Annotated in this window: 19 protein-coding genes and 1 pseudogene; 14 read left to right on the forward strand and 6 right to left on the reverse strand. The window is 53.0% G+C overall.

All coding sequences use genetic code 11. The features are described 5' to 3' along the window. Positions 1 to 95 precede the first annotated feature (95 nt). Genes ACWKX3_RS04525 through ACWKX3_RS04535 form a run of 3 tightly spaced genes read right to left on the reverse strand, consistent with a single transcriptional unit; the run spans position 96 to position 2,634 of the window. Positions 96 to 224, reverse strand: coding sequence for a DUF2474 domain-containing protein (locus ACWKX3_RS04525; protein WP_006175504.1), 129 nt, complete (start codon positions 222 to 224; stop codon positions 96 to 98). Then, positions 224 to 1,234 (reverse strand): cytochrome d ubiquinol oxidase subunit II, encoded by a 1,011-nt coding sequence (cydB, locus tag ACWKX3_RS04530; protein WP_454541343.1) that lies wholly within the window; start codon positions 1,232 to 1,234, stop codon positions 224 to 226. Before cydB ends, ACWKX3_RS04525 begins: the two co-directional genes overlap by 1 nt. Next, positions 1,234 to 2,634 carry a cytochrome ubiquinol oxidase subunit I gene (locus ACWKX3_RS04535; protein WP_454541344.1) on the reverse strand — a complete coding sequence of 467 codons (1,401 nt, stop codon included), beginning with the start codon at positions 2,632 to 2,634 and terminating at the stop codon, positions 1,234 to 1,236. The genes cydB and ACWKX3_RS04535 overlap by 1 nt, the downstream gene beginning before the upstream one ends. Before the next feature lie 398 nt (positions 2,635 to 3,032). Here ACWKX3_RS04535 and ymcF point away from each other — a divergent pair, with 398 nt between their 5' ends. From ymcF to ACWKX3_RS04575, 8 genes and pseudogenes are all read left to right on the forward strand, one after another. Further along, the gene (gene ymcF / locus ACWKX3_RS04540) at positions 3,033 to 3,221 is read left to right on the forward strand and encodes a cold shock small protein YmcF (RefSeq protein ID WP_006175493.1); all 189 of its coding nucleotides are present in this window, start codon (positions 3,033 to 3,035) and stop codon (positions 3,219 to 3,221) included. A gap of 82 nt (positions 3,222 to 3,303) precedes the next feature. Beyond that, positions 3,304 to 4,716: an aminotransferase-like domain-containing protein gene (locus ACWKX3_RS04545; protein WP_006175491.1), complete on the forward strand. Its 1,413-nt coding sequence runs from the start codon at positions 3,304 to 3,306 to the stop codon at positions 4,714 to 4,716. Between the two features lie 248 nt (positions 4,717 to 4,964). Next, positions 4,965 to 6,110 (forward strand): putative ABC transporter substrate-binding protein YdcS, encoded by a 1,146-nt coding sequence (gene ydcS / locus ACWKX3_RS04550; protein ID WP_006175490.1) that lies wholly within the window; start codon positions 4,965 to 4,967, stop codon positions 6,108 to 6,110. A gap of 16 nt (positions 6,111 to 6,126) precedes the next feature. Next, a complete protein-coding gene (locus ACWKX3_RS04555) occupies positions 6,127 to 7,140 on the forward strand; it encodes an ABC transporter ATP-binding protein (RefSeq protein WP_454541345.1) in 1,014 nt (337 codons plus the stop codon). Position 7,141: 1 nt separating this feature from the next. Then, positions 7,142 to 8,086, forward strand: a complete 945-nt coding sequence (locus ACWKX3_RS04560) for an ABC transporter permease (RefSeq protein ID WP_390881711.1) — start codon at positions 7,142 to 7,144, stop codon at positions 8,084 to 8,086. Next, a complete protein-coding gene (locus ACWKX3_RS04565; RefSeq protein WP_058608712.1) occupies positions 8,076 to 8,882 on the forward strand; it encodes an ABC transporter permease in 807 nt (268 codons plus the stop codon). The genes ACWKX3_RS04560 and ACWKX3_RS04565 overlap by 11 nt, the downstream gene beginning before the upstream one ends. A 24-nt stretch (positions 8,883 to 8,906) precedes the next feature. Then, entirely contained in the window at positions 8,907 to 10,334 is a 1,428-nt protein-coding gene (gene patD / locus ACWKX3_RS04570; RefSeq protein WP_137273184.1) for an aminobutyraldehyde dehydrogenase, read from the forward strand. Positions 10,335 to 10,515: 181 nt separating this feature from the next. After that, positions 10,516 to 10,886 (forward strand): annotated as a pseudogene (locus ACWKX3_RS04575) (hypothetical protein). 212 nt (positions 10,887 to 11,098) lie between these two features. On the opposite strand, the gene ACWKX3_RS04580 reads toward ACWKX3_RS04575, so the two are convergent. Beyond that, positions 11,099 to 12,157: a YncE family protein gene (locus ACWKX3_RS04580; protein WP_454541346.1), complete on the reverse strand. Its 1,059-nt coding sequence runs from the start codon at positions 12,155 to 12,157 to the stop codon at positions 11,099 to 11,101. Positions 12,158 to 12,321: 164 nt separating this feature from the next. Between ACWKX3_RS04580 and fhuE the strand changes: the two genes are divergently transcribed. The 6 genes from fhuE to ACWKX3_RS04610 all read left to right on the forward strand — a co-directional run bounded on the left by fhuE (position 12,322) and on the right by ACWKX3_RS04610 (position 22,673). Then, positions 12,322 to 14,490, forward strand: a complete 2,169-nt coding sequence (gene fhuE, locus ACWKX3_RS04585) for a ferric-rhodotorulic acid/ferric-coprogen receptor FhuE (RefSeq protein WP_454541682.1) — start codon at positions 12,322 to 12,324, stop codon at positions 14,488 to 14,490. Positions 14,491 to 14,987: 497 nt separating this feature from the next. Next, on the forward strand, positions 14,988 to 17,138 hold the full coding sequence (fdhF, locus tag ACWKX3_RS04590) for a formate dehydrogenase subunit alpha (protein WP_088209170.1): 2,151 nt from the start codon (positions 14,988 to 14,990) through the stop codon (positions 17,136 to 17,138). An 863-nt stretch (positions 17,139 to 18,001) separates the two neighbouring features. Next, a complete protein-coding gene (locus ACWKX3_RS04595; protein WP_006175480.1) occupies positions 18,002 to 18,319 on the forward strand; it encodes a colicin V family bacteriocin in 318 nt (105 codons plus the stop codon). Between the two features lie 184 nt (positions 18,320 to 18,503). Beyond that, positions 18,504 to 19,193, forward strand: a complete 690-nt coding sequence (locus tag ACWKX3_RS04600) for a CPBP family intramembrane glutamic endopeptidase (RefSeq protein WP_454541347.1) — start codon at positions 18,504 to 18,506, stop codon at positions 19,191 to 19,193. 95 nt (positions 19,194 to 19,288) lie between these two features. Continuing rightward, entirely contained in the window at positions 19,289 to 20,566 is a 1,278-nt protein-coding gene (locus ACWKX3_RS04605; RefSeq protein WP_058608719.1) for an HlyD family secretion protein, read from the forward strand. Further along, positions 20,556 to 22,673, forward strand: coding sequence for a peptidase domain-containing ABC transporter (locus ACWKX3_RS04610; protein ID WP_454541348.1), 2,118 nt, complete (start codon positions 20,556 to 20,558; stop codon positions 22,671 to 22,673). The genes ACWKX3_RS04605 and ACWKX3_RS04610 overlap by 11 nt, the downstream gene beginning before the upstream one ends. A gap of 52 nt (positions 22,674 to 22,725) precedes the next feature. Here ACWKX3_RS04610 and ACWKX3_RS04615 read toward each other — a convergent pair whose 3' ends face one another. Together ACWKX3_RS04615 and ACWKX3_RS04620 are read right to left on the reverse strand one after the other, a co-directional pair. Further along, complete coding sequence (locus ACWKX3_RS04615; protein WP_454541349.1) at positions 22,726 to 23,049, reverse strand: colicin V family bacteriocin; 324 nt, start codon at positions 23,047 to 23,049, stop codon at positions 22,726 to 22,728. A gap of 861 nt (positions 23,050 to 23,910) precedes the next feature. Continuing rightward, a complete protein-coding gene (locus ACWKX3_RS04620; RefSeq protein WP_003856955.1) occupies positions 23,911 to 24,093 on the reverse strand; it encodes a DUF1869 domain-containing protein in 183 nt (60 codons plus the stop codon).

Genomic DNA, 24,093 nt, shown 5'->3' on the forward strand with positions numbered 1-24,093 from the left:
CTTTTCACAGTGTAACCATACGCCCTGACGTGTTAATGGGGTTTATCTGAAAGTGCGAGAAGAGGCCGGGCTATGCGCTGCACCCGGCCTGAAAACTAATGTGATTTAAAGCCCGCCGCGGTCATCAGCATGCGGAAGAACATGCTGACGCACGCCAGCGCCAGTACGCTTCCACCCCAGATAATGACCAGCCACAGCAGTCTCTTCCAGACAGGTTGTTGCATCAGTGATAACCCTCCCCATGCTGAACTTTCCCGCGAAAAACGTAATAACTCCAGAAGGTATAAACAAGGATAACAGGTATGATCAATAGCGCACCTGCCAGCATAAAGCCCTGACTTTGCGCGGGGGCGGCAGCCTGCCAGAGGGTGATGGATGGCGGGATAATATGCGGCCAGATGCTGATCCCAAGCCCGCTGAACCCCAGAAAAATCAGCCCAAGCGTCAGGATGAACGGACGGCTATGGCTGTCATCATTGTTCAGGCAGCGCCACTGAAGCACGCTCAGCAGAAGCACCAGCGCCGGAACGGGCAGCAGGAACCAGAGGTTCGGCAAAGAGAACCATCGCGCGGCAATGGCGGGATAGGACAGCGGCGTCCAGAGGCTGACCGCAGCGATAATCGCCAGGAGTGCTATCAGCAAGCGTTTCGACAGCTGACGCATGCGGCGCTGCAGGGCATGTTCACTTTTCATCACCAGCCAGGTCGAGCCTAGCAGCGCGTAGGCCACCACAAGCCCCACGCCGCAAAAGAGGGTAAACCCGGTTAACCAGTCAAACGGCCCGCCGCTGTAGGCGCGTCCGGTCACGGCAAAGCCGTTAATGACCGCGCCCACCGTGATGCCCTGCGTAAAGGTCGCCAGAATCGACCCGCCGATAAAGGCTTTATCCCAGAACGGACGATGGGCCGGCGTCGCTTTAAAGCGAAACTCAAAGGCCACGCCGCGAAAAATAAGCCCGATCAGCATTAACGTCAAAGGAATGGTGAGGGCGTCGATAATCACCGCATAGGCCAGCGGGAACGCGCCGAACAGCGCCGCGCCGCCCAGCACCAGCCAGGTTTCATTTCCGTCCCAGACCGGCGCAACGGTATTGACCATCACGTCGCGATCGTCCGCGTCCGGTATCGCCGGAAACAGAATGCCTATCCCCAAATCAAAGCCGTCCATAACGATATACATCAGGGTGGCGAAGACAATGATGACAAACCAGATAAGGGAGAGATCGATACCCATTATGGCTGCTCCTTATATTCAGTCGTAACCGCCGACAGCGGGCGGGAAGGGCGTCCGTCAGACTCCGTAGCGAACGATTCATGGGGCTGAGGTCCTTTCTTTATAAGCCGCACCATATAGCTGTAGCCCACGCCAAACACCGAGGTATAGACGATGAAGAAGGCCAGCAGACTCACGCTCATATGCAGATCGCCATGGGCAGAAACCGCATCCCTGGTGCGCTGAAGCCCGTAAACCACCCACGGCTGGCGGCCCACCTCGGTGGTTACCCATCCGGCCAGGATCGCAACCAGCCCGGATGGCCCCATCAGCAGGGCAAACCACAGGAACGGACGCGAGGTATACAGCCGCTTTTTGTAACGCAGCCACAGCGCCGCTACGCCCAGCAAGAGCATCAACATCCCTAGACCGGCCATAATGCGGAAAGACCAAAAAACGATGGTGGAATTAGGTCGGTCTTCTTTTGGGAACGATTTGAGGGCCGGAACCTGTTTATCCAGACTGTGCGTCAGGATCAGGCTGCCGAGCGCCGGGATCGCCAGGCCAAAACGCGTGCGCTCCTGCTCCATATCCGGCCAGCCAAACAGCAGCAGCGGCGTTGGCTCACCCGGCGGATTTTCCCAGTGTCCTTCGATGGCGGCAATTTTGGCAGGCTGGTGCTTAAGGGTGTTAAGCCCGTGCATATCGCCCACCAGCGCCTGAATGGGCGCGACAATCAGGGTCATCCACAGCGCCATCGAGAACATTGCGCGAATGGCGGGGGTAGCGTTGCCGCGCAGCAAATGCCAGGCGGCAGACGCGCCAACAAACAGCGCGCTGCTGAGGAACGCGGCGATAGACATATGCAGCAGACGATAGGGGAAGGAGGGGTTAAAGACCACGGCAAACCAGTCGACCGGCACCACCTGGCCGTTGACGATCTCATAGCCCTGCGGCGTCTGCATCCAGCTGTTCGAGGAGAGGATCCAGAAGGTAGAGATAATGGTCCCTAAAGCCACCATGCAGGTGGCAAAAAAGTGCAGCCCGGGCCCGACTTTATTCCAGCCAAACAGCATCACGCCGAGGAAACCGGCCTCGAGGAAGAAGGCGGTCAGCACTTCATAGGTGAGCAGCGGCCCGGTAATACTGCCGGCAAACTGCGAGAACCCGCTCCAGTTGGTGCCAAACTGGTATGCCATTACCAGCCCGGAGACCACGCCCATACCGAAGTTAACGGCAAAGATCTTCGACCAGAAATGGTACAACGCGCGCCAGACCGGATTTTTTGTTTTCAGCCACAGGCCTTCCAGCACGGCGAGATAGCTCGCCAGGCCTATGGTGATCGCCGGGAATATAATGTGAAAGGATACGGTAAAGGCAAACTGTATCCGCGCCAGGTGAAAAGCATCTAAACCAAACATGCACAGCCTCAATGTCAATCGGTGTACTGTTATGGTATAGGGCGGGAAAGAACACTGTCAGACGCAGAAAAGTGAAATTTATGTATAACAGTTTATGAAAACAAGGTGTTTTTCGAATCTGATATACTGTGCTTTAACGAATAAAAGATTCGTTTTTATAAATTAAATGCATTAAACCGCTTGCTTTGTCGTCAACCTCGTGCGTTAATGGTCTTCTGGTTTGGAAACCGAATAAATATCTGACGTAGTTTTATAAAAGCAGTTCTCATCACGTTGTGCCTCTCCGCAGCCTCTCTTGGGTCTTTTTCTACACTCCGATTAGCTTTTTGTTTCAGACCACTCTATCGCCTGAAAGGCCCATTAGCACTTTACGTATTTTACGTTTACAGGAGAATCTTATGATTTCTTATATCCATTTCCGCTGCCCATGCTGTCATGGCTCGCAGTACCGCACCTCAGCTTTTGATGTGTCTGACAAAAACCCGTACGGCGCAAAATGCATTTTTTGCAAATCGTCGATGATTACGCTGGACCACCTGGCCGCTGCGCACGCCGCACAGAGCCATGTGACTGAGTACCGTAAATAATCAACCTCGCTGACCATAACAGTTAGCAAAATCTTCTCTTTTTCTCCTGCTGATATACACTGTCGGCAATAAGGAGAATCTGATGAAAAAATACCAGCGTCTGGCGCAACAAATCATCTCGCAGATTGAGCTTGGCGTATGGTTGCCGGGCGATAAGCTGCCTTCTCTGCGAGAGCAGGTCGCCAGCAGCGGCATGAGCTTTATGACCGTGGGTCACGCGTATCAGATGCTGGAAAGCCAGGGGCGCATTGTCGCCAGGCCGCAGTCGGGCTACTACGTTGCCTCGCGCCCGACCGCACAGCAGCCAGCCCCTCCGGCTCAGGTGATGCGCGACGAAGTGGTCGACATTAACACCTACATCTTCGACGTGCTTCAGGCCAGCCGCGACCCGTCCGTCGTCCCCTTTGCCTCTGCGTTTCCCGATCCCCGTCTGTTCCCGCTCCAGCAGCTCAACCGCTCACTGGCTAACGTCGGCAAAACCGCCACGGCGATGAGCGTGATTGAAAACCTGCCGCCCGGTAACGTGGACTTACGTCACGCTATTGCCCGCCGCTATGCGCAGCAGGGGATGAACATCTCGCCGGACGAGATTGTGATTACCGCTGGCGCACTCGAAGCGCTCAATCTCAGCTTGCAGGCGGTGACGGAGCCGGGCGACTGGGTCATCGTCGAAAACCCCTGTTTCTACGGCGCGCTGCAGGCGCTGGAACGCCTGAAGCTCAAGGCGTTGTCTATCGCAACAGACGTCCGGGAAGGCATCGATCTCAATGCGCTGGAGCAGGCGCTGAATGAGTATCCGGTCAAAGCCTGCTGGCTGATGACCAACAGCCAGAACCCGCTGGGATTTACCCTCACTGCCGATAAAAAGGCGCAGCTCGTGGCCCTGCTGACGAAGCACAACGTCACGCTGATAGAAGACGATGTCTACAGCGAACTCTATTTTGGCCGCGAAAAACCGCTCCCCGCAAAAGCGTGGGATCGTCAGGATATGACGCTACACTGCTCCTCGTTTTCGAAATGTCTGGTGGCGGGATTTCGCATTGGCTGGGTGGCCGCGGGGAAACATGCGCGCCGCATTCAACACCTGCAGCTGATGAGTACCTTATCCACCAGCTCACCGATGCAGCTGGCGCTGGTGGACTACCTGGCAACCAAGCGCTACGACGCTCACCTGCGCCGCCTTCGACGCACGCTCGCCGAGCGCAAACAGCAGGCCTGGCAGGCGCTGTTGCGCCACATGCCCGCGGGCGTCAAAATCCATCACAGCGACAGCGGCTATTTTTTGTGGCTCGAACTGCCCGCGCAACTTGATGCAGGCTTACTGAGCGAGAAGGCGTTAACCCACCATATCAGCATCGCTCCGGGGAAGATGTTTTCCACCTCCGACGTCTGGACGCCGTTCTTCCGTTTTAACACCTCCTGGACGTGGGGCGAGCGGGAAGAGCAGGCCGTTATCCAGCTGGGAACGCTGATTAGCGACATGCTGGACGCCTGATTTTCGCCTCTCCTGCGGTCTGCCCGGTGACGCACTCGCCGGGCTGTATCATAGGAAATCTGCATACCACCTCCCAACGCTAACCCCTTGTCTATAATCCAGTTAACGGGGAATGCGCCCTCGGTCACACCTTGATGAAAATTCCTTAAGCCGCGCGGTGCGGCGCATTTGCGCGGTCTACGTTTAGTTAAGGAGATATTTTTACGGCACGGCTGCCGCTAAATTTCATTGCGACAGGAGTAAATCGAATGAGCAAGAATTTTGCCCGCAGCAGCCTGTGCGCGCTTGGCATGACGATCATGACAGCGCAAGCCGCCGAGCCACCTAAAGCCATTGGCGACGGGGAAGGCCGACTGGATATCATTGCCTGGCCGGGGTATATCGAACGCGGTCAGACGGATAAAAACTATGACTGGGTTACGCAGTTCGAAAAAGAGACCGGGTGTGCGGTTAATGTAAAAACGGCGGCCACGTCAGATGAGATGGTCAGCCTGATGGCGAAAGGGGGCTACGATCTGGTTACGGCCTCGGGTGATGCCTCGCTGCGCCTGATTATGGGCAAACGCGTTCAGGCGATTAACCCCGATCTGATCCCGAACTGGAAAACAATCGACCCGCGAATGGTGAAAGGCGAATGGTTTAACGTTGGCGGTAAGGCCTACGGCACGCCGTATCAGTGGGGGCCGAACCTGCTGATGTACAACACCAAAACCTTTCCCACGCCGCCGGACAGCTGGAACGTGGTCTTCGTAAAACAGGATCTGCCGGACGGTAAAACCAATCAGGGCCGGGTCCAGGCCTATGATGGCCCGATCTATATTGCCGACGCGGCGCTGTTCGTCAAAGCTACCCAGCCTGCGCTCGGCATCACCGATCCGTACCAGCTCACGGAAACCCAGTATGCCGCCGTGCTTAACGTATTGCGGGACCAGCATGCGCTGATCCACCGCTACTGGCATGACACCACCGTACAGATGAGCGATTTCAAAAACGAAGGCGTGGTGGCGTCCAGCGCGTGGCCGTATCAGGCAAATGCCCTGAAAGCGGAAAACCAGCCAATCGCTACCGTATTCCCGAAAGAGGGCGTCACCGGCTGGGCGGATACCACCATGCTCCACGCCCAGGCGAAACACCCGATGTGCGCGTACAAATGGATGAACTGGTCGTTAACGCCAAAAGTGCAGGGCGATCTGGCGGCATGGTTCGGTTCGCTGCCGGTCGTGGCGGAAGGCTGTAAGGCCAGTACGCTGTTGGGCGAGAAAGGCTGCGAAACCAACGGTTATAACAACTTCGACAAAATCATGTTCTGGAAAACCCCGGTGGCGCAGGGGGGCAAGTTTGTGCCGTACAGCCGCTGGACGCAGGATTACATCGCCATCATGGGCGGGCGTTAATTGCCGGGAGCAGAACATGACGTACGCGGTAGAGTTCACTGACGTTTCCCGCCTGTACGGTGACGTACGGGCGGTGGATGGGGTCACCATTGGCATTCATGACGGAGAGTTTTTCTCAATGCTGGGGCCGTCTGGCTCCGGCAAAACCACCTGCCTGCGCCTGATTGCCGGGTTTGAGCAGCTCAGCGGCGGCAAAATCACTCTCTTCGGCAAAGAGGCCAGCGAACTTCCGCCGTGGGAGCGTGATGTGAACACGGTGTTCCAGGACTACGCGCTGTTCCCGCATATGTCGATCCTCGATAACGTGGCCTACGGCCTGATGGTGAAGGGCATCGACAAAAAAACGCGATACGCGCGGGCAAACGAGGCGCTGGAAAAGGTCGGTTTAGGTTTTGCCCTTGCCCGCAGACCGTCGCAACTCTCGGGCGGCCAGCGTCAGCGCGTGGCGATTGCGCGTGCGCTGGTCAACGAGCCTCGCGTATTACTGCTGGATGAGCCGCTCGGGGCGCTGGATCTGAAGCTGCGTGAGCAGATGCAGTTTGAGCTGAAAAAACTGCAGCAGGAACTCGGTATCACCTTCATTTTTGTCACGCACGATCAGGGTGAAGCCCTGTCGATGTCCGACCGCGTAGCGGTGTTTAACAATGGGCGTATCGAGCAGGTAGATACCCCGCATGCGCTCTATATGCGCCCGCGCACGCCGTTTGTCGCCGGTTTCGTCGGCACCTCAAATGTGTTCGATGCGGGCATCGCCCGTCGCGTCTGTGGTATGGAGGGTAAGTACTCGCTGCGCCCGGAACATATTCGTCTCAATCAGGGCGGAGAAGTTCAGGTTCAGGGCGTGGTACAGGCGGTACAGTATCAGGGGGCGGCAACCCGCGTGGAGCTTGCGCTGGCAGATGGCGCAAAGCTGCTGGTCAGCCAGGCGAACCTCAGCGGTGGGATCTTACCGTCGGGCGTTGAACCCGGCCAGAAGGTGCTGGCATCCTGGTCGCGCGGGGCCATGGTGCGGCTGAATGAGGAGCGGTGAAATGGAGATGCGCGTTTCACCTGCGCCCGGGCCGCATGGCACCCTGCGCCGTATCACCGCGCTGTTCTGGCGCAAACCCGCATTAGGGCTGTTCCTGCTGCTCCTTGCCCCGCTGATGTGGTTCGGCATTATCTATTTAGGCTCGTTGCTTACGCTGCTGTGGCAGGGGTTCTATACCTTCGATGACTTCACGATGTCGGTCACGCCGGACCTGACGCTTGCGAACATTCAGGCGCTGTTCAACCCGGCAAACTACGACATCATCCTGCGAACGCTGGCGATGGCTATCGCCGTTACCCTTGCCAGCGCGATCCTGGCCTTCCCGATGGCCTGGTACATGGCGCGCTATACCCGCGGCAAATGGAAAGCGTTTTTCTATATTGCGGTGATGCTGCCGATGTGGGCCAGCTATATCGTCAAAGCCTACGCGTGGACGTTGCTGCTGGCGAAAGATGGCGTCGCACAGTGGTTTCTTGGGCATATGGGGCTGGAGCCGGTGTTGATGTCGATCCTCACCCTCCCGGCGATTGGCGGCAATACGCTGTCGACTTCCGGGTTGGGGCGTTTTCTGGTGTTCGTCTACATCTGGCTGCCGTTTATGATTTTGCCGGTGCAGGCTGCGCTGGAGCGTTTACCTGCGTCATTGCTGCAGGCCTCTGCCGATTTGGGCGCGCGTCCGCGTCAGACGTTCCGCTACGTCGTATTTCCGCTGGCCATACCCGGTATTGCGGCCGGGTCGATATTTACCTTTTCGCTGACGCTCGGTGATTTTATCGTGCCGCAGTTGGTTGGGCCGCCGGGATACTTCATTGGCAATATGGTCTATTCCCAGCAGGGGGCGATCGGCAATATGCCGATGGCGGCGGCATTTACGCTGGTACCGATTGTGCTGATTTCTCTCTATCTGGCGTTTGTGAAACGCCTGGGAGCGTTCGATGCACTCTGAGCGCGCACCGCTGTTCCTGAAAATTGCCGCGTGGGGTGGGGTGATCTTTCTCCACTTCCCGCTGCTGATCATCGCCATCTATGCGTTTAATACCGAAGATGCAGCCTTCAGTTTCCCGCCGCGCGGGTTGACGCTGAAGTGGTTTAGCGTAGCTGCCTCGCGCGGAGATATCATTGATTCCGTGACGTTGTCACTTCAAATCGCCGCCATGTCGACGGCTATTGCGCTGGTGCTGGGCACGCTGGCGGCCGCGGCGCTGTGGCGCAGCACATTTTTTGGCAAAAACGCCATCTCGCTGTTGCTGCTGCTACCCATTGCCCTGCCGGGGATCATCACCGGCCTGGCGCTGCTGACGGCGTTCAAAACCATCAATCTTGAACCCGGATTTTTCACGATCGTTGTCGGACACGCCACCTTCTGCGTGGTGGTGGTATTTAACAACGTGATCGCCCGGTTCCGTCGTACCTCCTGGAGCCTGGTCGAAGCGTCGATGGATTTAGGGGCCGACGGCTGGCAAACCTTCCGCTACGTGGTGCTCCCCAATTTAGGGTCTGCGCTGCTGGCAGGGGGGATGCTGGCCTTTGCCCTGTCGTTTGATGAAATTATCGTCACAACATTCACCGCGGGGCATGAGCGCACGCTGCCGCTGTGGTTGCTCAACCAGCTTGGACGTCCGCGCGATGTGCCGGTCACCAACGTGGTTGCGCTGCTGGTGATGCTGGTGACGACTCTCCCCATTCTGGGAGCCTGGTGGCTCACCCGCGACGGCGAGACTGTCGCCGGTGGCGGAAAATAACGTCGATTTCAACAGGACAATGCTATGCAAAATCAACTGCTGATTAAGGGTGAACTGGTTAACGGCGAAGGGGAAAAGCAGCCGGTGTATAACCCCGCCACGGGGGCGGTACTGCTTGAGATCGCCGAGGCGTCTGCCGCTCAGGTCGATGCGGCCGTTCAGGCAGCCGATGAGGCTTTCGACACCTGGGGGCAAACCACGCCAAAGACCCGTGCCGAGTGTTTGCTTAAGCTGGCGGATGCCATCGAGGCGAATGCGGATGAGTTTGCGCGTCTCGAATCGCTTAACTGCGGGAAGCCGCTGCACTGCGCGCGCGGGGATGAGATCCCGGCGGTGGTGGATGTGTTCCGCTTCTTTGCCGGTGCGGCGCGCTGCCTGAACGGTCTGGCAGCCGGAGAGTACCTTGAAGGGCACACCTCCATGATCCGCCGCGATCCGGTGGGCGTCGTGGCCTCGATTGCCCCCTGGAACTACCCGCTGATGATGGCGGCCTGGAAGCTGGCCCCGGCGCTGGCCGCAGGGAACTGCGTGGTGATCAAGCCCTCGGAAATCACACCGTTGACGGCATTGAAGCTGGGCGAACTGGCGAAAGATATCTTCCCGGCCGGGGTGCTCAACGTGCTGTTTGGCCGGGGGAAAACCGTTGGCGACCCGCTCACCGGACACGAAAAAGTGCGTATGGTCTCGCTTACCGGATCAATTGCAACCGGGGAGCACATCATCAGCCGTACGGCCTCCTCCATTAAGCGCACGCACATGGAGCTGGGTGGGAAAGCGCCGGTTATTGTGTTTGACGATGCGGATCTGGATGCGGTGGTGGAAGGCGTGCGCACCTTTGGCTTCTACAATGCCGGGCAGGACTGTACGGCGGCGTGCCGGATCTACGCCCAGAAGGGAATTTATCCCGCGCTGGTGGAGAAACTGGGTAAAGCCGTTGCCAGCCTGAAGATGGGCGCGCCCGAGGATGAATCCACAGAGCTTGGCCCGCTCAGCTCTGACGCACACCTGGCCCGAGTTTGTAAGGCCGTTGATGAAGCGAAAGCGCTCAGCCATATTAGCGTCGTCACCGGGGGCAGTAAACGTGACGGGGCAGGCTATTACTTTGAACCGACCCTGCTGGCCGGTGCAAAACAAGAGGACGCCATAGTGCAGCGCGAAGTCTTTGGGCCGGTGGTGAGCGTCACCGAATTTGACGACGAGGCGCAGGTCCTGGCCTGGGCCAACGCTTCGCAATACGGTCTGGCATCGTCCGTCTGGACAAAAGATGTGGGCCGCGCCCATCGTCTGAGCGCGAGGCTGCAGTACGGCTGCACCTGGGTCAATACCCACTTTATGCTGGTAAGCGAAATGCCGCACGGCGGGATGAAGCTCTCAGGCTATGGGAAAGATATGTCGGTATACGGGCTGGAGGATTATACGGTTGTCCGGCATGTCATGATTAAACACGACTAAATTTAGCGCCGCGCTGATGTGAAATAGCATTTGAGCGGCGCATCTTTTTTTGATCTTGCGCATTGCTGTATACATTAAAGATATCTACTGTCTGCACGCCATTTTCGGCATAATAATTTAATGACAGTAGGTTTCTGTGAATAAAATATTCGCATTATTTTTGGTGTCTGGCATTTTTGCCATGTCAGGATGTGCCACCATTGTTGGGGATGATACACAACTGGTGCAGGTCAACAGTAATCCTGCGGGCGCGAATTTGCTATTAAAGATGATGAAGGCAGAATAGTTGCGCAGGGAAAAACGCCGCAAGGTGTCACCTTGTCCAAATCGGACGGAAGTTACTTCGGTAAAAAGAATTATCAAATAACCTTCGAAAAAGATGGCGTGCAGCCTGTGACGCTGCCTTTGAAAGCCAATGCAAACGGCTGGTATATCGCCGGAAATATTGTTTTTGGCGGGCTGATTGGCTGGCTGGCGGTTGATCCATTTAACGGCGGAATGTATACGCTAAAACCCAAAGAAGTGAACCCTACGCTTTCCGCAGTGAAGTGAATAAGCGTTAAAGCCAGTGCGGGTTGTGGATTATGCCTCTGTAATATATTGTGTAAATCAATATGAACTTATTACAAAGACTCAGCTTATTTTGAACATATAGCGTACTGAGCTGATGTTTAGCGCTGCTTTTTCTGTCGGCCTGACTTTGAATACTGCTACAACGACCACTTTGATAAGTTAGCCATCCCTCACAGGATGGCTGTATTTTTTTAATTTAATGAAATACGAACCACACTATCTGGGCCTTTCGTAGTGTTGTCGTCATTGAAGTCCTGCTTCACTGTTACGTATAACGTTTTACCGTCTGGTGTCACCAGGAGGCTGTTAGGATGGCTGGTGAACGTCCAGCTGTTTTTCACGGCATAGCTGCCAGCGTCAAGCTGCAGCACCTTCTTTGACTCGCGCTGGCTGATGTAAATTTCGTTGCGCGTAGCGTTGAACTTAATCCCCAGCGCATCGCCTTCAAGACGCTTGATAACTTTCCCGCTGCGCTCATCAAATACTAACGTGGTTTTGGCTTTTGAATCATCGGTCACGAACAGGCGGCCGGTAGCCGGATCTTCTGCCATGTTGAGAAACAAATACCCTTTTTTATCTCCCGGCGTCCAGCGCTGTTCGATTTTATACGTGCCCGGGTTAATCACCAGAATTTCACCGCCGCCATTGGCGGCATAAAGGCGATCTGTCAACGGCGAATAGATAATCCCCGTCACCCATTTTCCGGCATTCTCGATTCGGGCTTTTAGCGTCATGGTGCTGGCATCAACCACGGAGATAAAACCAGGGTCGGCAACGCCGCCGATAAACAGTTGTCCCTTGTGGAAGAGGATCTCACGTGCGCCAACCGGGTCGCCATCCTTATCTTTGCCTTCAAACATCAGGCGCTGCAGCACCTTGCCGCTTTGCACGTCCACTTTCGATACACCGCCATCAAGTGTGTTGGTGGTGTAGTAGACCTTGCCATTATCGTCCGCCGCCATGCCGAAGTTTTTCAGGTCGGTGTGGGTTTCACTTTGCGTGGCAAGCGTTGTGGGATCCAGTTTATAGAGCACTCCACCGTTGACGTTTTTAAAGCCCTGCGCGCTCGCGACGTATAACGCGTTTGCCGTTGGAGAATAAACCATCTCATACAAACCATCAGCGAGTTCGCGCTGCTTGAATGCAGGCGAATCAGGGGAAGTTGCTGACGCGGTTGCGCTCAGGGTTAACGCCGCGGTAAGGACGCTGACGCCCCATGTCTTTCCGTTTAGCCATTGCAATTTGTTCATTTTTTGTTCCTGTCAGACGAGAAAGGCGCTGATTTTTTATAAATATACATTTATTTACATTTCACTTACAAAATAACCTGTGCATAATAAAGCAAATAATTATCATTTCCATTCCTATTTAGATAGATGACTTGCAAAAACGACAACAACTGACAGGTAACATGATGATGCTTAACGGCAGGGCAATTCGCGCGAAAGCGCCCGCAGGATTAATTCATACGCCATTCTCACTTTCACTGCTTGCGCTGGCGATGTCCGCCGTCATGCACCCGGCACAGGCGGATGAGAATACACAAGAACAAGAAATGGTTGTCTACGGCGACGGGGGCGGGAGCGCCGATTCGCAGCAGGATTATGCGGTAAAAACCACGCGCTCAGGCACCAAAATGCTGCTGACGCCGCGCGACGTTCCCCAGTCAGTAAGCGTCGTGACGCGCCAGCGTATGCAGGATCAGGATCTGCAAACCATTGACCAGGTATTAACCAATGCCACCGGCGTTTCGTCGCAGCAGGTTGATAGCGAGCGTTCCAGCTACTTTTCTCGCGGCTTTGAAATCACCAGTTTCGCCTACGATGAGATCCCCACATCGATGGGCGACGCGTGGAACTTTGGCGATGCGCAGGAAGATACCGCCATTTATGATCGTATCGAGATTGTGCGCGGCGCGAACGGCCTGATGACCGGCGCTGGTGATCCGGGAGCAACGGTGAACATGGTGCGTAAACGTGCCGACAGTAAAACCTTCAGGGGCAACGTCAGCGCAAGCTACGGAAGCTGGAACAAACAGCGTTATGTGGGCGACATCTCCGCGCCGCTCAATTCCGACGGCAGCCTGCGCGGGCGCGTCGTGGCAGGTTATCAGGATCAGGACAGCTGGCTTGACAGATATGGTAAGCGCAAGAAATTTCTCTATGGCGTAATTGAAGGCGATGTAACGGAACACACAACGGCCTCGCTGGGCTGGGATTATCAGCAAACAAATACCGCCAACCCGACCTGGGGCGGATTACCCAGCCTGTACAGTAACGGCAGACGCACCCATTACGATCGCAACGTGAATACCTCGGCGGACTGGACGGGATACAACGTTGAATCACGTAAAGTTTTTGCTAACCTCACTCACAGCTGGGATAACGGCTGGTCGATTCGTTTCAGTGGAACTCACGGCGAGCAAACGTTCAACGACACTCTGCTCTACGTGATGGGCAATCCGGACGCCACCACCGGTGAGGGCGCAACAGGCTGGGGAAGTAAGGATCGCGGCAAGCGTACCCTGGACTCCTTTGATACCTACGCCAGCGGACCTTTTGAACTACTCGGGCGTCAACATCAGCTGATGGCCGGAGCCAGCTATAGCCGGCAGCACAATGCCACCTTCAGCAAAGACGGGCCGATGGACAGCGATCGGATTGGCATCTTCAACAACAGCTGGGACGGCAGCGTGGCCGAGCCGGAGTGGGGCAACTGGTATCAAAATGCGGATGATATCGTGCGGCAAAAATCGGTGTATACGGCGACACGCCTGTCGCTGGCGGATCCATTGTCGCTGATTGTTGGCGCACGTTATACCCAATACAGCTCAGACGGCAGCAGCGGCGATATGCGTAAATACAACACCACGCCTTACGGCGGGCTGGTATATGACATCAACGACAGCCTTTCCGCTTACGCCAGCTATACCTCAATTTTTGCCCCGCAAACCAAACGCACGAAAGATGGCGCATGGCTTTCCCCCGTCACCGGCAAAAACTATGAAACGGGCCTGAAGGCCGACTGGATGGACGGTCGACTGACCACCAACGTTGCCGTATTCCGCATCGAACAAGAGAACGCAGGAGAGGCAATAAGCGGAGAATTTGTTAATGGATCCAGCGAACAGGCTTATCGTGCAACCAAAGGCGCAGTGAGCAAAGGGGCGGAATTTGAAGTGAACGGTGCCGTTACCGACAACCTGCAGCTTACCTTCAGTGCGACCCGTTACGTTGCCCGTGATTCAGATGGTCGCTTTAACAGCTTCGCGCCGCAGACGCAGCTGAAGCTGTTCAGCCGCTACCGCGTCCCGGTGCTTCCGGAACTGACCGTAGGCGGCGGGGTTAACTGGCAGAATCAGGTGTACAAAGATGTCACCGGTCCGGACGGCGAAACGCAGCGCCTCTACCAGGGCAGCTATCCGCTCGTCGATTTGTTCGCACAGTATCAGCTGACGAAACAGCTGGCGGTGCAGGCAAACGTCCGCAACCTGTTCGACCGTGAATACTACTCCTACCTCGATGACTCTGCCGTCTATGGCGAACCGCGTAGCGTCTCGGTAAGCATGAATTACACATTCTGATGCATTCAGCATATCGTTATCCCGGCCATCACCTGTTCCGAAATGCGCTTCGACTCTACCGCGCCTAAAGCTTCGCCGCGCCACCCTCAACGGGTTGATGCGTTTTACGCCCGCCTCGATGTCATCCTGCCCCTGGGATGGCGTCGCGGTGGATGCGCGCACTTATCTGGCGATCATTACGCGGGCTGGTCCTATTCATCGGATGCGGCAACTGCGTACTGGAAAACACCGTTCGCCACTGCAGGAACATTGTCTCTGACACCTTTGAATGGATTATCGACAAATATGCCGAAATGATCGTCATTACGTGTCAGCGCAACGTTTAAATTACTGAATTATAGATGTTATATAATTGGCATATTTCATGCATAACTGTGAAAAGGGGGGAATATTGTCCCCTGAGTTGATGATGAAACTCGAGGTAACGCTGCTTTTCAAGTAACGAAACCGCATAATTTTATCATGTCAAAAATTCACTTTTAACAGGTCTGTTATTGATGAAAAAAGTTACTACCGTCTGCCCTTATTGCGGCGCAGGCTGCAAACTTAAGCTGATTGTTGAGAATAACAAAATTATCCGTGCCGAAGCGGCTGATGGCGTGACAAACCAGAATGAACTTTGCCTGAAAGGTTATTACGGCTGGGATTTTCTCAACGATACCAGACTACTCACACCACGACTGACGCAGCCGATGATTCGTTATGAGAAGAACGGTAAACTTAAGCCCGTAAGCTGGGATGAAGCCATCAACTATACAGCTAATCGACTTAAATCCATCAAAGAACAGTATGGCCCACGCGCAATTATGACCACGGGATCATCACGTGGAACAGGTAATGAAACTAATTATGTAATGCAGAAGTTCGCACGAGCGGTCCTGAATACCAATAATATTGACTGCTGCGCACGTGTTTGCCACGGACCATCAGTTGCAGGTCTGCAGATGACACTGGGTAACGGTGCAATGAGTAATTCAATCGGCGATATTGAAAATTCAAAATGTCTGCTGGTGTTTGGCTATAACTGTGCCGATTCACATCCAATAGTAGCGCGCCGTGTAATTAAAGCGAAACAAAACGGTGCCCGAATCATCGTTTGCGATCCGCGTCGCATCGAAACCGCCCGTATAGCCGATCAGCATCTGCAACTGAAAAATGGCTGCAATATGGCACTGGTAAATGCTTTTGGTTATGTGCTGCTTGAGGAACATCTTTACGATCAAGCATACGTTGAGAAATACACCGAAGGCCTGGATATTTACCGTGAAGGGGTTCAAGGCTATAAGCCGGAGGACGTTGAACACCTCACCGGTGTTCCGGCCGAGTCAGTTCGTCAGGCTATGCGTACTTACGCTGCCGCACCGTCGGCTACCATCATGTGGGGCATGGGCGTAACGCAGTTTGGTCAGGCGGTTGATGTGGTTAAAGGGCTCGCAAGCCTTGCGTTGCTGACGGGGAATCTGGGGCGTGAAGGTGTAGGGGTTGGCCCGGTTCGGGGGCAAAATAACGTACAGGGTGCGTGCGATATGGGCGTGCTGCCCAACCAGTTTCCGGGTTATCAGGATGTGGAAAATAAGCAGGTCCGGACTAAGTTTGCCAGAGCCTGGGGCATAAACGTCGATGACATGGACGACAAAGCCGGCGTACGTATCACCGAAGTTCCGCATCAGGCTCTTGAAGGTAAGATTAAAGCCTACTACATCATGGGTGAAGACCCGTTACAGACCGAAGCTGATCTTGGTCTGGTACGTAAAGGTTTTGAAGCACTTGATTTTGTTGTCGTTCAGGACATTTTCATGACCAAGACAGCTGAAGTGGCAGATGTTATTTTACCCGCCACTTCATGGGGTGAACATGGCGGCGTATTTACCTGTGCCGACCGTGGTTTCCAGCGTTTTGAGAAAGCAATTGATACCCCTTACAATGTCAAACGCGACTGGGAAATTATCAGCTTAATTGCCACAGCGATGGGATACCCGATGCATTACGACAATAACCAGCAAATCTGGGACGAAATGCGCGAACTTTGTCCTCTCTTCTTTGGTGTTACATACGAAAAAATGGGTGAAATGGGTCATGTGCAGTGGCCATGTCCAACACCCGAACATCCGGGTACACCCTATCTTTATAAAGACAATAGATTCGATACCCCAACGGGGAAGGGCCAGCTATTTGCCGCGCCGTGGCGTGCGCCAGCGGAACTCCCGGACGAAGAATACTCGCTGGTGCTTTGTACGGTCCGTGAAGTTGGCCACTACTCATGTCGTTCCATGACGGGTAACTGTGCGGCATTGCAAAGCCTTGCTGATGAACCTGGTTTTGTACAAATCCATCCGGAAGATGCAAACGAGCGGGGTATCAAAGACAAGCAGCTGGTGTGGGTCAGCTCGCGCAGGGGAAAAGTGATAAGCCGTGCAGATGTGAGTGAGCGCATTAATGCAGGGACGGTATATATGACTTACCAGTGGTGGATAGGTGCGTGCAATGAGCTGACGCAGGACAACCTTGACCCGATATCCAAAACGCCGGAAACCAAATATTGCGCGGTCAACGTTAGTCAGATTACCGATCAGTCGTGGGCAGAAAACTATGCACGGACGACTTATAGCACGATGAAGGCGCGTTTACTGCAGGCGGTGGATGCCTGACGGATCTGTTGCACATCACTGTCCGTATTATTATGCAGAGTATTAGTTGGTACGCGTATATGCCCTGAGTCAATGCATACTGGCAATGCTCTGCTGAACGGAAATCAAATTGTTACCTGTCTAAATGTGATAATTGATCCAGATGGAGTTACCGGGCTGACGGTGATGTGAGGATGACCTAAAGCGGGCAGGCGCACGACTGTCCGTAGGGCGCGCAGATCGTTATTATAATTGCCCGGATCAATCACAGTCACATCCGTTATAGAATGAGGTAATCAATATTTTCACTCTCTAATCCGTATTGGCGTGAAATCTACTATTGACTGCCTGAGGGGGCAAAATAGTAGTCCGGAGATTACACGACAATTGTTATCGGAATACGCTAATTAATGTGATCATGATCACATTTAGGGGTGTTGTTAGTATGATTATGGCAGCATTAGTTGTTAAATAAGACTCATTAGCATTTGCAAAGGTTGCGACAATACAGGTAAATAAAAATGACGATGAACTATTTTTCATAAGGTGATCCTGTGCTGTTTAATGAGTACAACAAGCATGGTTTGTTGTTCTTTTACTTATTCAAGCTGAATATTTCTTTGCTAGTGCTGTCCGTTAGAGACAAGGAGTGGTCATGGTTTTTAGAAATAATCAAAGGAACTGTGATATTGCAGATGCAATTATTTCTGGTGTTATTAATTTTGTCATTTTCTATTCTTTTATTTCTCTATATAACATATTTGTCAATAACGAACCTATAATATCAGGTCCGAGAGCACTGGTTTCGGTATTTGCCGTTGTATGCATCTATTTTTTGAGTAATGGATATTATTCGGTGTTAAATAAAATAAGGAACTACAAAGATGAAAATACTTACAAATAGTCAAATCAATACCGTGTCTGGAGCGGGAGGCGATATCGGCCGCGAAATTGCGCAGGGACTCGGTGCTGGTGCAGGTACGTATGTCGGCGGCACACCGGGGGCCATTGCTGGTGGAATAGCTGCGGGACAGGTGTATGACTGGGCTGCCGCCCATACACCCGATCCGGCGATGTCACCTTCTGGGCTGGGTGGAACAATCAGACAAAAACCTGCGAATTTGCCCTCCGAAGCATGGAACGCCGCTGCAGGACGAGAGTGCATATGGAGTCCTAATAACCTCAATGATGTTTGTTACTGATCCCTATGATGTCCGTATGATCTGTAACAGTGCCAAAAGGCCGGTTAAGCCGCCTGAACAGTTCACAGGACCCCAATCCTCTCTGCTTCCTTAAGAAGCATGTGAGCAGAATCATCAGGGTCATCCTGATGTGTACAGTCAGTGCGGTTTATGAGCATAATTTACACTTTTACTGGTCCAAAATATGAATGTTGACGGATACAACAGTGAAACTATTGAAAGGAGCAAATCTGTTACCGGTTGCTTTGCGATGTTCCTTCTTTTTATGGGTATCACGTTCTTACCCCTGTTTTATGACGGTAGTAAGGCGCTGTTAGACAAGGGATATCTCTATCCCTTGCTCTTTAGCCTGGAATTCATGATTATCTTTCCTCTTTATTACTTCTACTTTCGTAAAAGAGAAGGTTACGGTTGGGGGAATATCCGGATCGGCATATTCTTCCCGCTCTTTTTGTGTGTCCTGTTTATTCAGTATGTTATACCTTCGCTTATTTTTATAAAACAGGCTGAAAGCTGGTCTGTGTCCCAGTTGGCACTGGAAGGTCACGAATTCTGGATGAATGCTGTAATGATGATTCTGATTGTGCCGGTTTATGAAGAAATGATTTTCCGTGGTTGTCTTTTAAGCGTGTTCAGATACTGGTTCGGAAATAATATTTACGCTGCCGGAATTGTGGTCTCTCTTATATTTTCTGCGTGTCATCTGCAGTACCTGGACTGGCAATCGTTTGTGATGCTGTTTCTGGTCTCTGGTGTATTTGTCGTAGGACGAGTCAAATCCGGTGGAATACTGATGCCCGTTCTTCTTCATATGTTGATGAACATGACCGTGATCGGTATGCCCTTTGTCAGCGCTTATCTGGGGAACGTCTGATAGCGTGAGCAGTTATGGGCGTTTTCGGCTATGACGCTTTATGTTTACCGGCGTATGCACCACTTTTTATCTCAATTTTGATCCGGGAAGGAGATATGTTTCGAAAGGAAGCTCTGGAAAGCAGGAAAAAGACGTGGTACGGAAATGCGGTTTTACTACCGGGTGTTCCCGTCTGGCTGGTCATGGCAATGTCGGCGTTTTTCCTGACCTGTCTCATGACCTTCATCATTTCAGGTTCTTACACCCGACGTATTAACGTTCAGGGGGAAATAAGCACCTGGCCGAGGCCGGTAAATGTCTATTCTGGTATGCAGGGCTTTGTCGTCAAACAATTCATCAAAGAGGGGGACAGCATAAGGAAAGGGGAAGCTGTCTATCAGATTGATGTCAGTAAAAGTACCCGCAGCGGGGTGGTCAGTGATACTCAACGTCAGGATATTGATAACCAGTTGGCCCGTATCGGGAATATGATCGCTGGCATCAGGAAAAGTAAGGAAACAACGCTACGGACGCTTGAAAAACAGAAGTTGCAGTACAGCGAGGCTTTCAGGCGTTCTGCCGCTATTGTCCGTCGGGCGGAAGAAGGGATAAACATGATGAAGCAAAATATGGAGAACTACCGCCAGTATCAGAAACAGGGACTTATAACTAAAGATCAGTTAACCAGCCAGGTGGCACTGTATTATCAACAACAGAATAGCCTGTTGAATCTGAGCACACAGAATGCGCAGAACATCCTGCAGATAACCAGTCTGGACAGTCAGATCCAAACGCAGGCAGCTGAATTTGATAACCGCATTTACCAGATGGAACTGCAGCGTTACGAGTTACAGAAAGAACGTGTCACTACGGATGCCGGAGGCGATGTCATAGTTCGTGCATTGTCGGACGGAAAAATTGATTCGCTTAGTGTTACGCCGGGACAGATGGTCAGTGCAGGAGACAGCCTTCTGCAAATCGTTCCGCAGAACGTAAAAAGCCATGACCTGGTTTTGTGGGTACCGAATGATGCTCTGCCCTATATTTCTGTGGGTGACAGCGTGAATGTGCGCTACGAAGCTTTCCCGGCGGAAAAATTCGGACAGTTTGCGGCGAAAGTGATGCTGGTTTCCCGAACACCAGCGTCTTCCCAGGAAATGCAGACCTATGCGGGAGCGCCTCGGAACACTGCGGGAGGATCAATTCCTTACTATAAAGTGGTCGTCAGGCCGGAACGTCAGTCAATCGCTTACATGGGTAGAGATCTGCCGCTGGAAAACGGTATGAAGGCACAGAGCACATTATTTCTCGAGAAACGACGGATTTATCAGTGGATGCTGTCACCTTTCTACGACATGAAGCACAGCGTTACAGGGCCAGTGAATGACAACTAAACGCGTCCTGGCTGACCTGGAGAATAAACTTGATCTCAAACTTCGCAAACGCGTGCCAGTCGTGCATCAGACGGAATCGTCAGAATGTGGACTGGCCTGTCTGGCGATGGTTTGTGGCCATTATGGCCGAAATGTTGACCTGATTGCCCTGCGTCGGCAGTTTAACCTGTCTGCCCGGGGAGCCACGCTTGCGGGCGTCATGGAGACGGGAACTCATCTTGGAATGGAGACGCGGGCTTTATCACTTGATCTCTGTGAACTCAGCGACCTCAGGCTACCCTGTATTCTTCACTGGAATTTTAATCACTTCGTGGTGCTGGTAAGCATCAGTAAGAAGGGGTTCGTGCTCCATGATCCGGCCCGGGGCCGGAGAATAGCAGATCCCAATGAAATGTCTCAGTGCTTCACCGGTGTTGCGCTGGAGGTATGGCCCGGCAGTACTTTTGTTCAGGAGACCGTCCAGAACCGGATCAGCATGCGGGCGTTACTACGCGGTGTTCATGGCATACGCGGCGCGCTGACCAAAATCTTCTGCTTTTCACTTTTCATTGAAACAATCACCCTGATGATGCCTGTGGGCACCCAACTGGTGATGGATCACGCCATTCCCGCAGGCGATCAGGGGTTGCTTACGCTCATCTGCGCAGGCCTGATGTTTTTCATCCTGTTACGGGCCACGGTCAGTATGATACGAGCCTGGTCAACAATCGTTATGGAAACGCTGATAAACGTGCAATGGCAGTCAGGGCTTTTCCGCCATCTGCTCCAGCTGCCACTGGCATATTTTGAACGACGAAAACTGGGTGATATTCAGTCCCGCTTCGGTTCGCTGGATACGCTGCGTACGACATTTACGACCAGCGTGGTGGGGGCCATCATGGACAGTATTATGGTTGTCTGTGTGCTGGTCATGCTCGTACTTTATGGAGGATGGCTGACTGCCGTGGTACTGAGCTTTACCGCATTATATGTGATGATCCGTTTACTTACCTACAGCCATTACCGCCAGTTATCCGAAGATGCATTGGTCAGGGGGGCCAGGGCCAGTTCCTATTTTATGGAGACCCTGTACGGCATCGCGACCATTAAAATGCAAGGAATGGGACAGCGTCGAAGCCGTCGCTGGCTCAATCTTAAGATTGATGCCATCAATACCGGCATCAGGCTCACCAGGATGGACATGTTATTTGGTGGGATAAACACCTTTGTAACTGCCTGTGACCAGGTTGTGATCCTGTGGCTAGGCACCAGTCTCGTGATTGATAACCAGATGACCATCGGCATGTTTGTCGCGTTCGGGGTTTTCCGCAGCCAGTTTTCAGCGCGGGTGGGTTCGCTGACAAACTATTTGCTTCAGCTGCGCATGATGAGTCTGCATAACGAAAGGATTTCGGATATTGCCCTCAATGAGCGGGAAGAGATTAAGCCGGACTCAGGACTGAAAGCCGCTATGGAGCCAGCGGGGCTGGAGACCCGGGGCCTTAGCTACCGATATGACAGCCAGTCTCCTCCTGTTTTCGTCGACCTCAGTCTCTGCATCAGACCCGGAGAAAGCGTGGCCATCACGGGCCCCTCCGGATCGGGAAAAACGACACTGCTGAAGGTGCTTTGCGGATTGTTTGAGCCCAACTCCGGTCAGGTATTAATGGACGGAACCGATATCCGACAATTGGGCATCAATAATTATCATAAAATGATTGCCTGCGTGATGCAGGATGACCGTCTTTTCTCAGGCTCGGTGCGTGAAAACATCTGTGGCTTTGCTGAAACCACCGATGATGACTGGATGATGGAATGCGCCAGAGTCAGTTATATTCATGACGTGATCATGGCCATGCCCATGGGGTACGAAACGCTTATCGGTGAACTGGGGGAAGGGCTGTCAGGTGGGCAAAAACAGCGGCTGTTTATCGCCCGGGCGCTCTATCGCCGTCCCGGAATATTATTCATGGATGAGGCCACCAGCGCACTGGATACCGACAGTGAAATCGCAGTTAATCAGGCAATTAAACGACTGAATATTACACGGATTATTGTTGCGCACAGGGAAACGACGCTGCAGTCAGCTGATAGAAGAATCATTATTGGGACAGCGGCTGTGCCGTAGCCCAGCCTGAAATTGCCCGTCACAGTTTCCTGTACGGGCAGGTTATTAACTTTCAGGAACAATCTTTACCGCCAGGAAGGAAACATTTTGCAAAGTCCGCTGCGCCAGCGGCATTCGTGACAGTATCAGGATCGTGCGGATTAAATGGGGTACCTCCCAGCGTTCCCCCCAGTCCTGACGGCGACAGAGACGGATCGGGAGTATGCGTTGACGCCCAGTCATACGTCTGCCCTGCGGCGATCCCCCCGACAATCGCACCTGGTGTGCCGCCGACATATGTGCCTGCGCCTGCACCAAGGCCCTGGGCAATTTCCCGACCGACGTCACCGCCTGCACCGGCTACCGTATTGATTTGATTAGTGGTCAGTTCTTTCATTTCTGTATCTCCTTATTTTATACATCACCATAGAAAAGCCATTACAAACAAAAAAATACATACAACCGCAAAATAGCCTGTGGGGTTTACAGGACCCGTGATCCTACGCAGTGCTTAACGATTATCTGAATACATCAGGATGCCGTCCTTCATCGCGATCCGGGTGAAGATGGACACTGAAAATAATGCAGGCAGCTACATTTGAAGGAGGCGGGGGATAATCTTCAGGCATGCACCAGATACAGGGTGACAATGCATGCCAGCCACTTCCTCACAATACATCGAAATGATAATGAGTATTATTTAACTATCTGTGCCAGCAAATGCCTACAGGGAACACGTTTAAATGTGATCGGGATCACCAACAGGCCGTGTGTCGGGGAATGGACCCGTCATTCCCGGGTAAGGTGGTGAAGGTAAACAGGTTGCCTGTGTTCAGCCAGTCGGGTGCCTGAATACTGCTGCAAGGCACCCGACTTGAAATGGCTTTTTTCGAGCGAAGCCCTTTAGTAACCCGGTAGCCGAGTCAGACCCCTCACAACACGCCTGGTCGCCAAAAATAAATAATCTAAAACCCAAAAAGCGTAGCGCTCTGTATCGCGGGTGGAAAGGCAACATCAGGCTGACTTTGATGTTCCCGGGTGCGCTATACATGGGAGAACGTCAACAAAGAACGTGATTATAAAAAGGGAGTTTGGCTGAAAGGGGGAACTAAAGGGGGACATCAATCCAACAGGCAGGCCGATTGACTAATGGGCATTGAATTGATGGAGAGTGATCCCCGACAGTCGCTAAACGACTGTCGGATGGCAGTATGTCGCTCGTCGTCAGATACGACACCGCCAATGATGATCACGTTATTTACCAGCCGCACACCTCGTGCTCATTCTCGGTATCGTAAGCACGCACGGTATTCACCAGATCTTTTACCACATCGGCGGCGACATCCGGTATCAGCAGCTCCATAGGAGCTTCCGTTTCATAATCGACCGATACACCGTTGCTGTTATTCGTGACCGTAACGGTATAGGTTGCCTTGCCCAT

It is taken from the genome of Enterobacter sp. UPMP2052 (genome assembly GCF_053709675.1).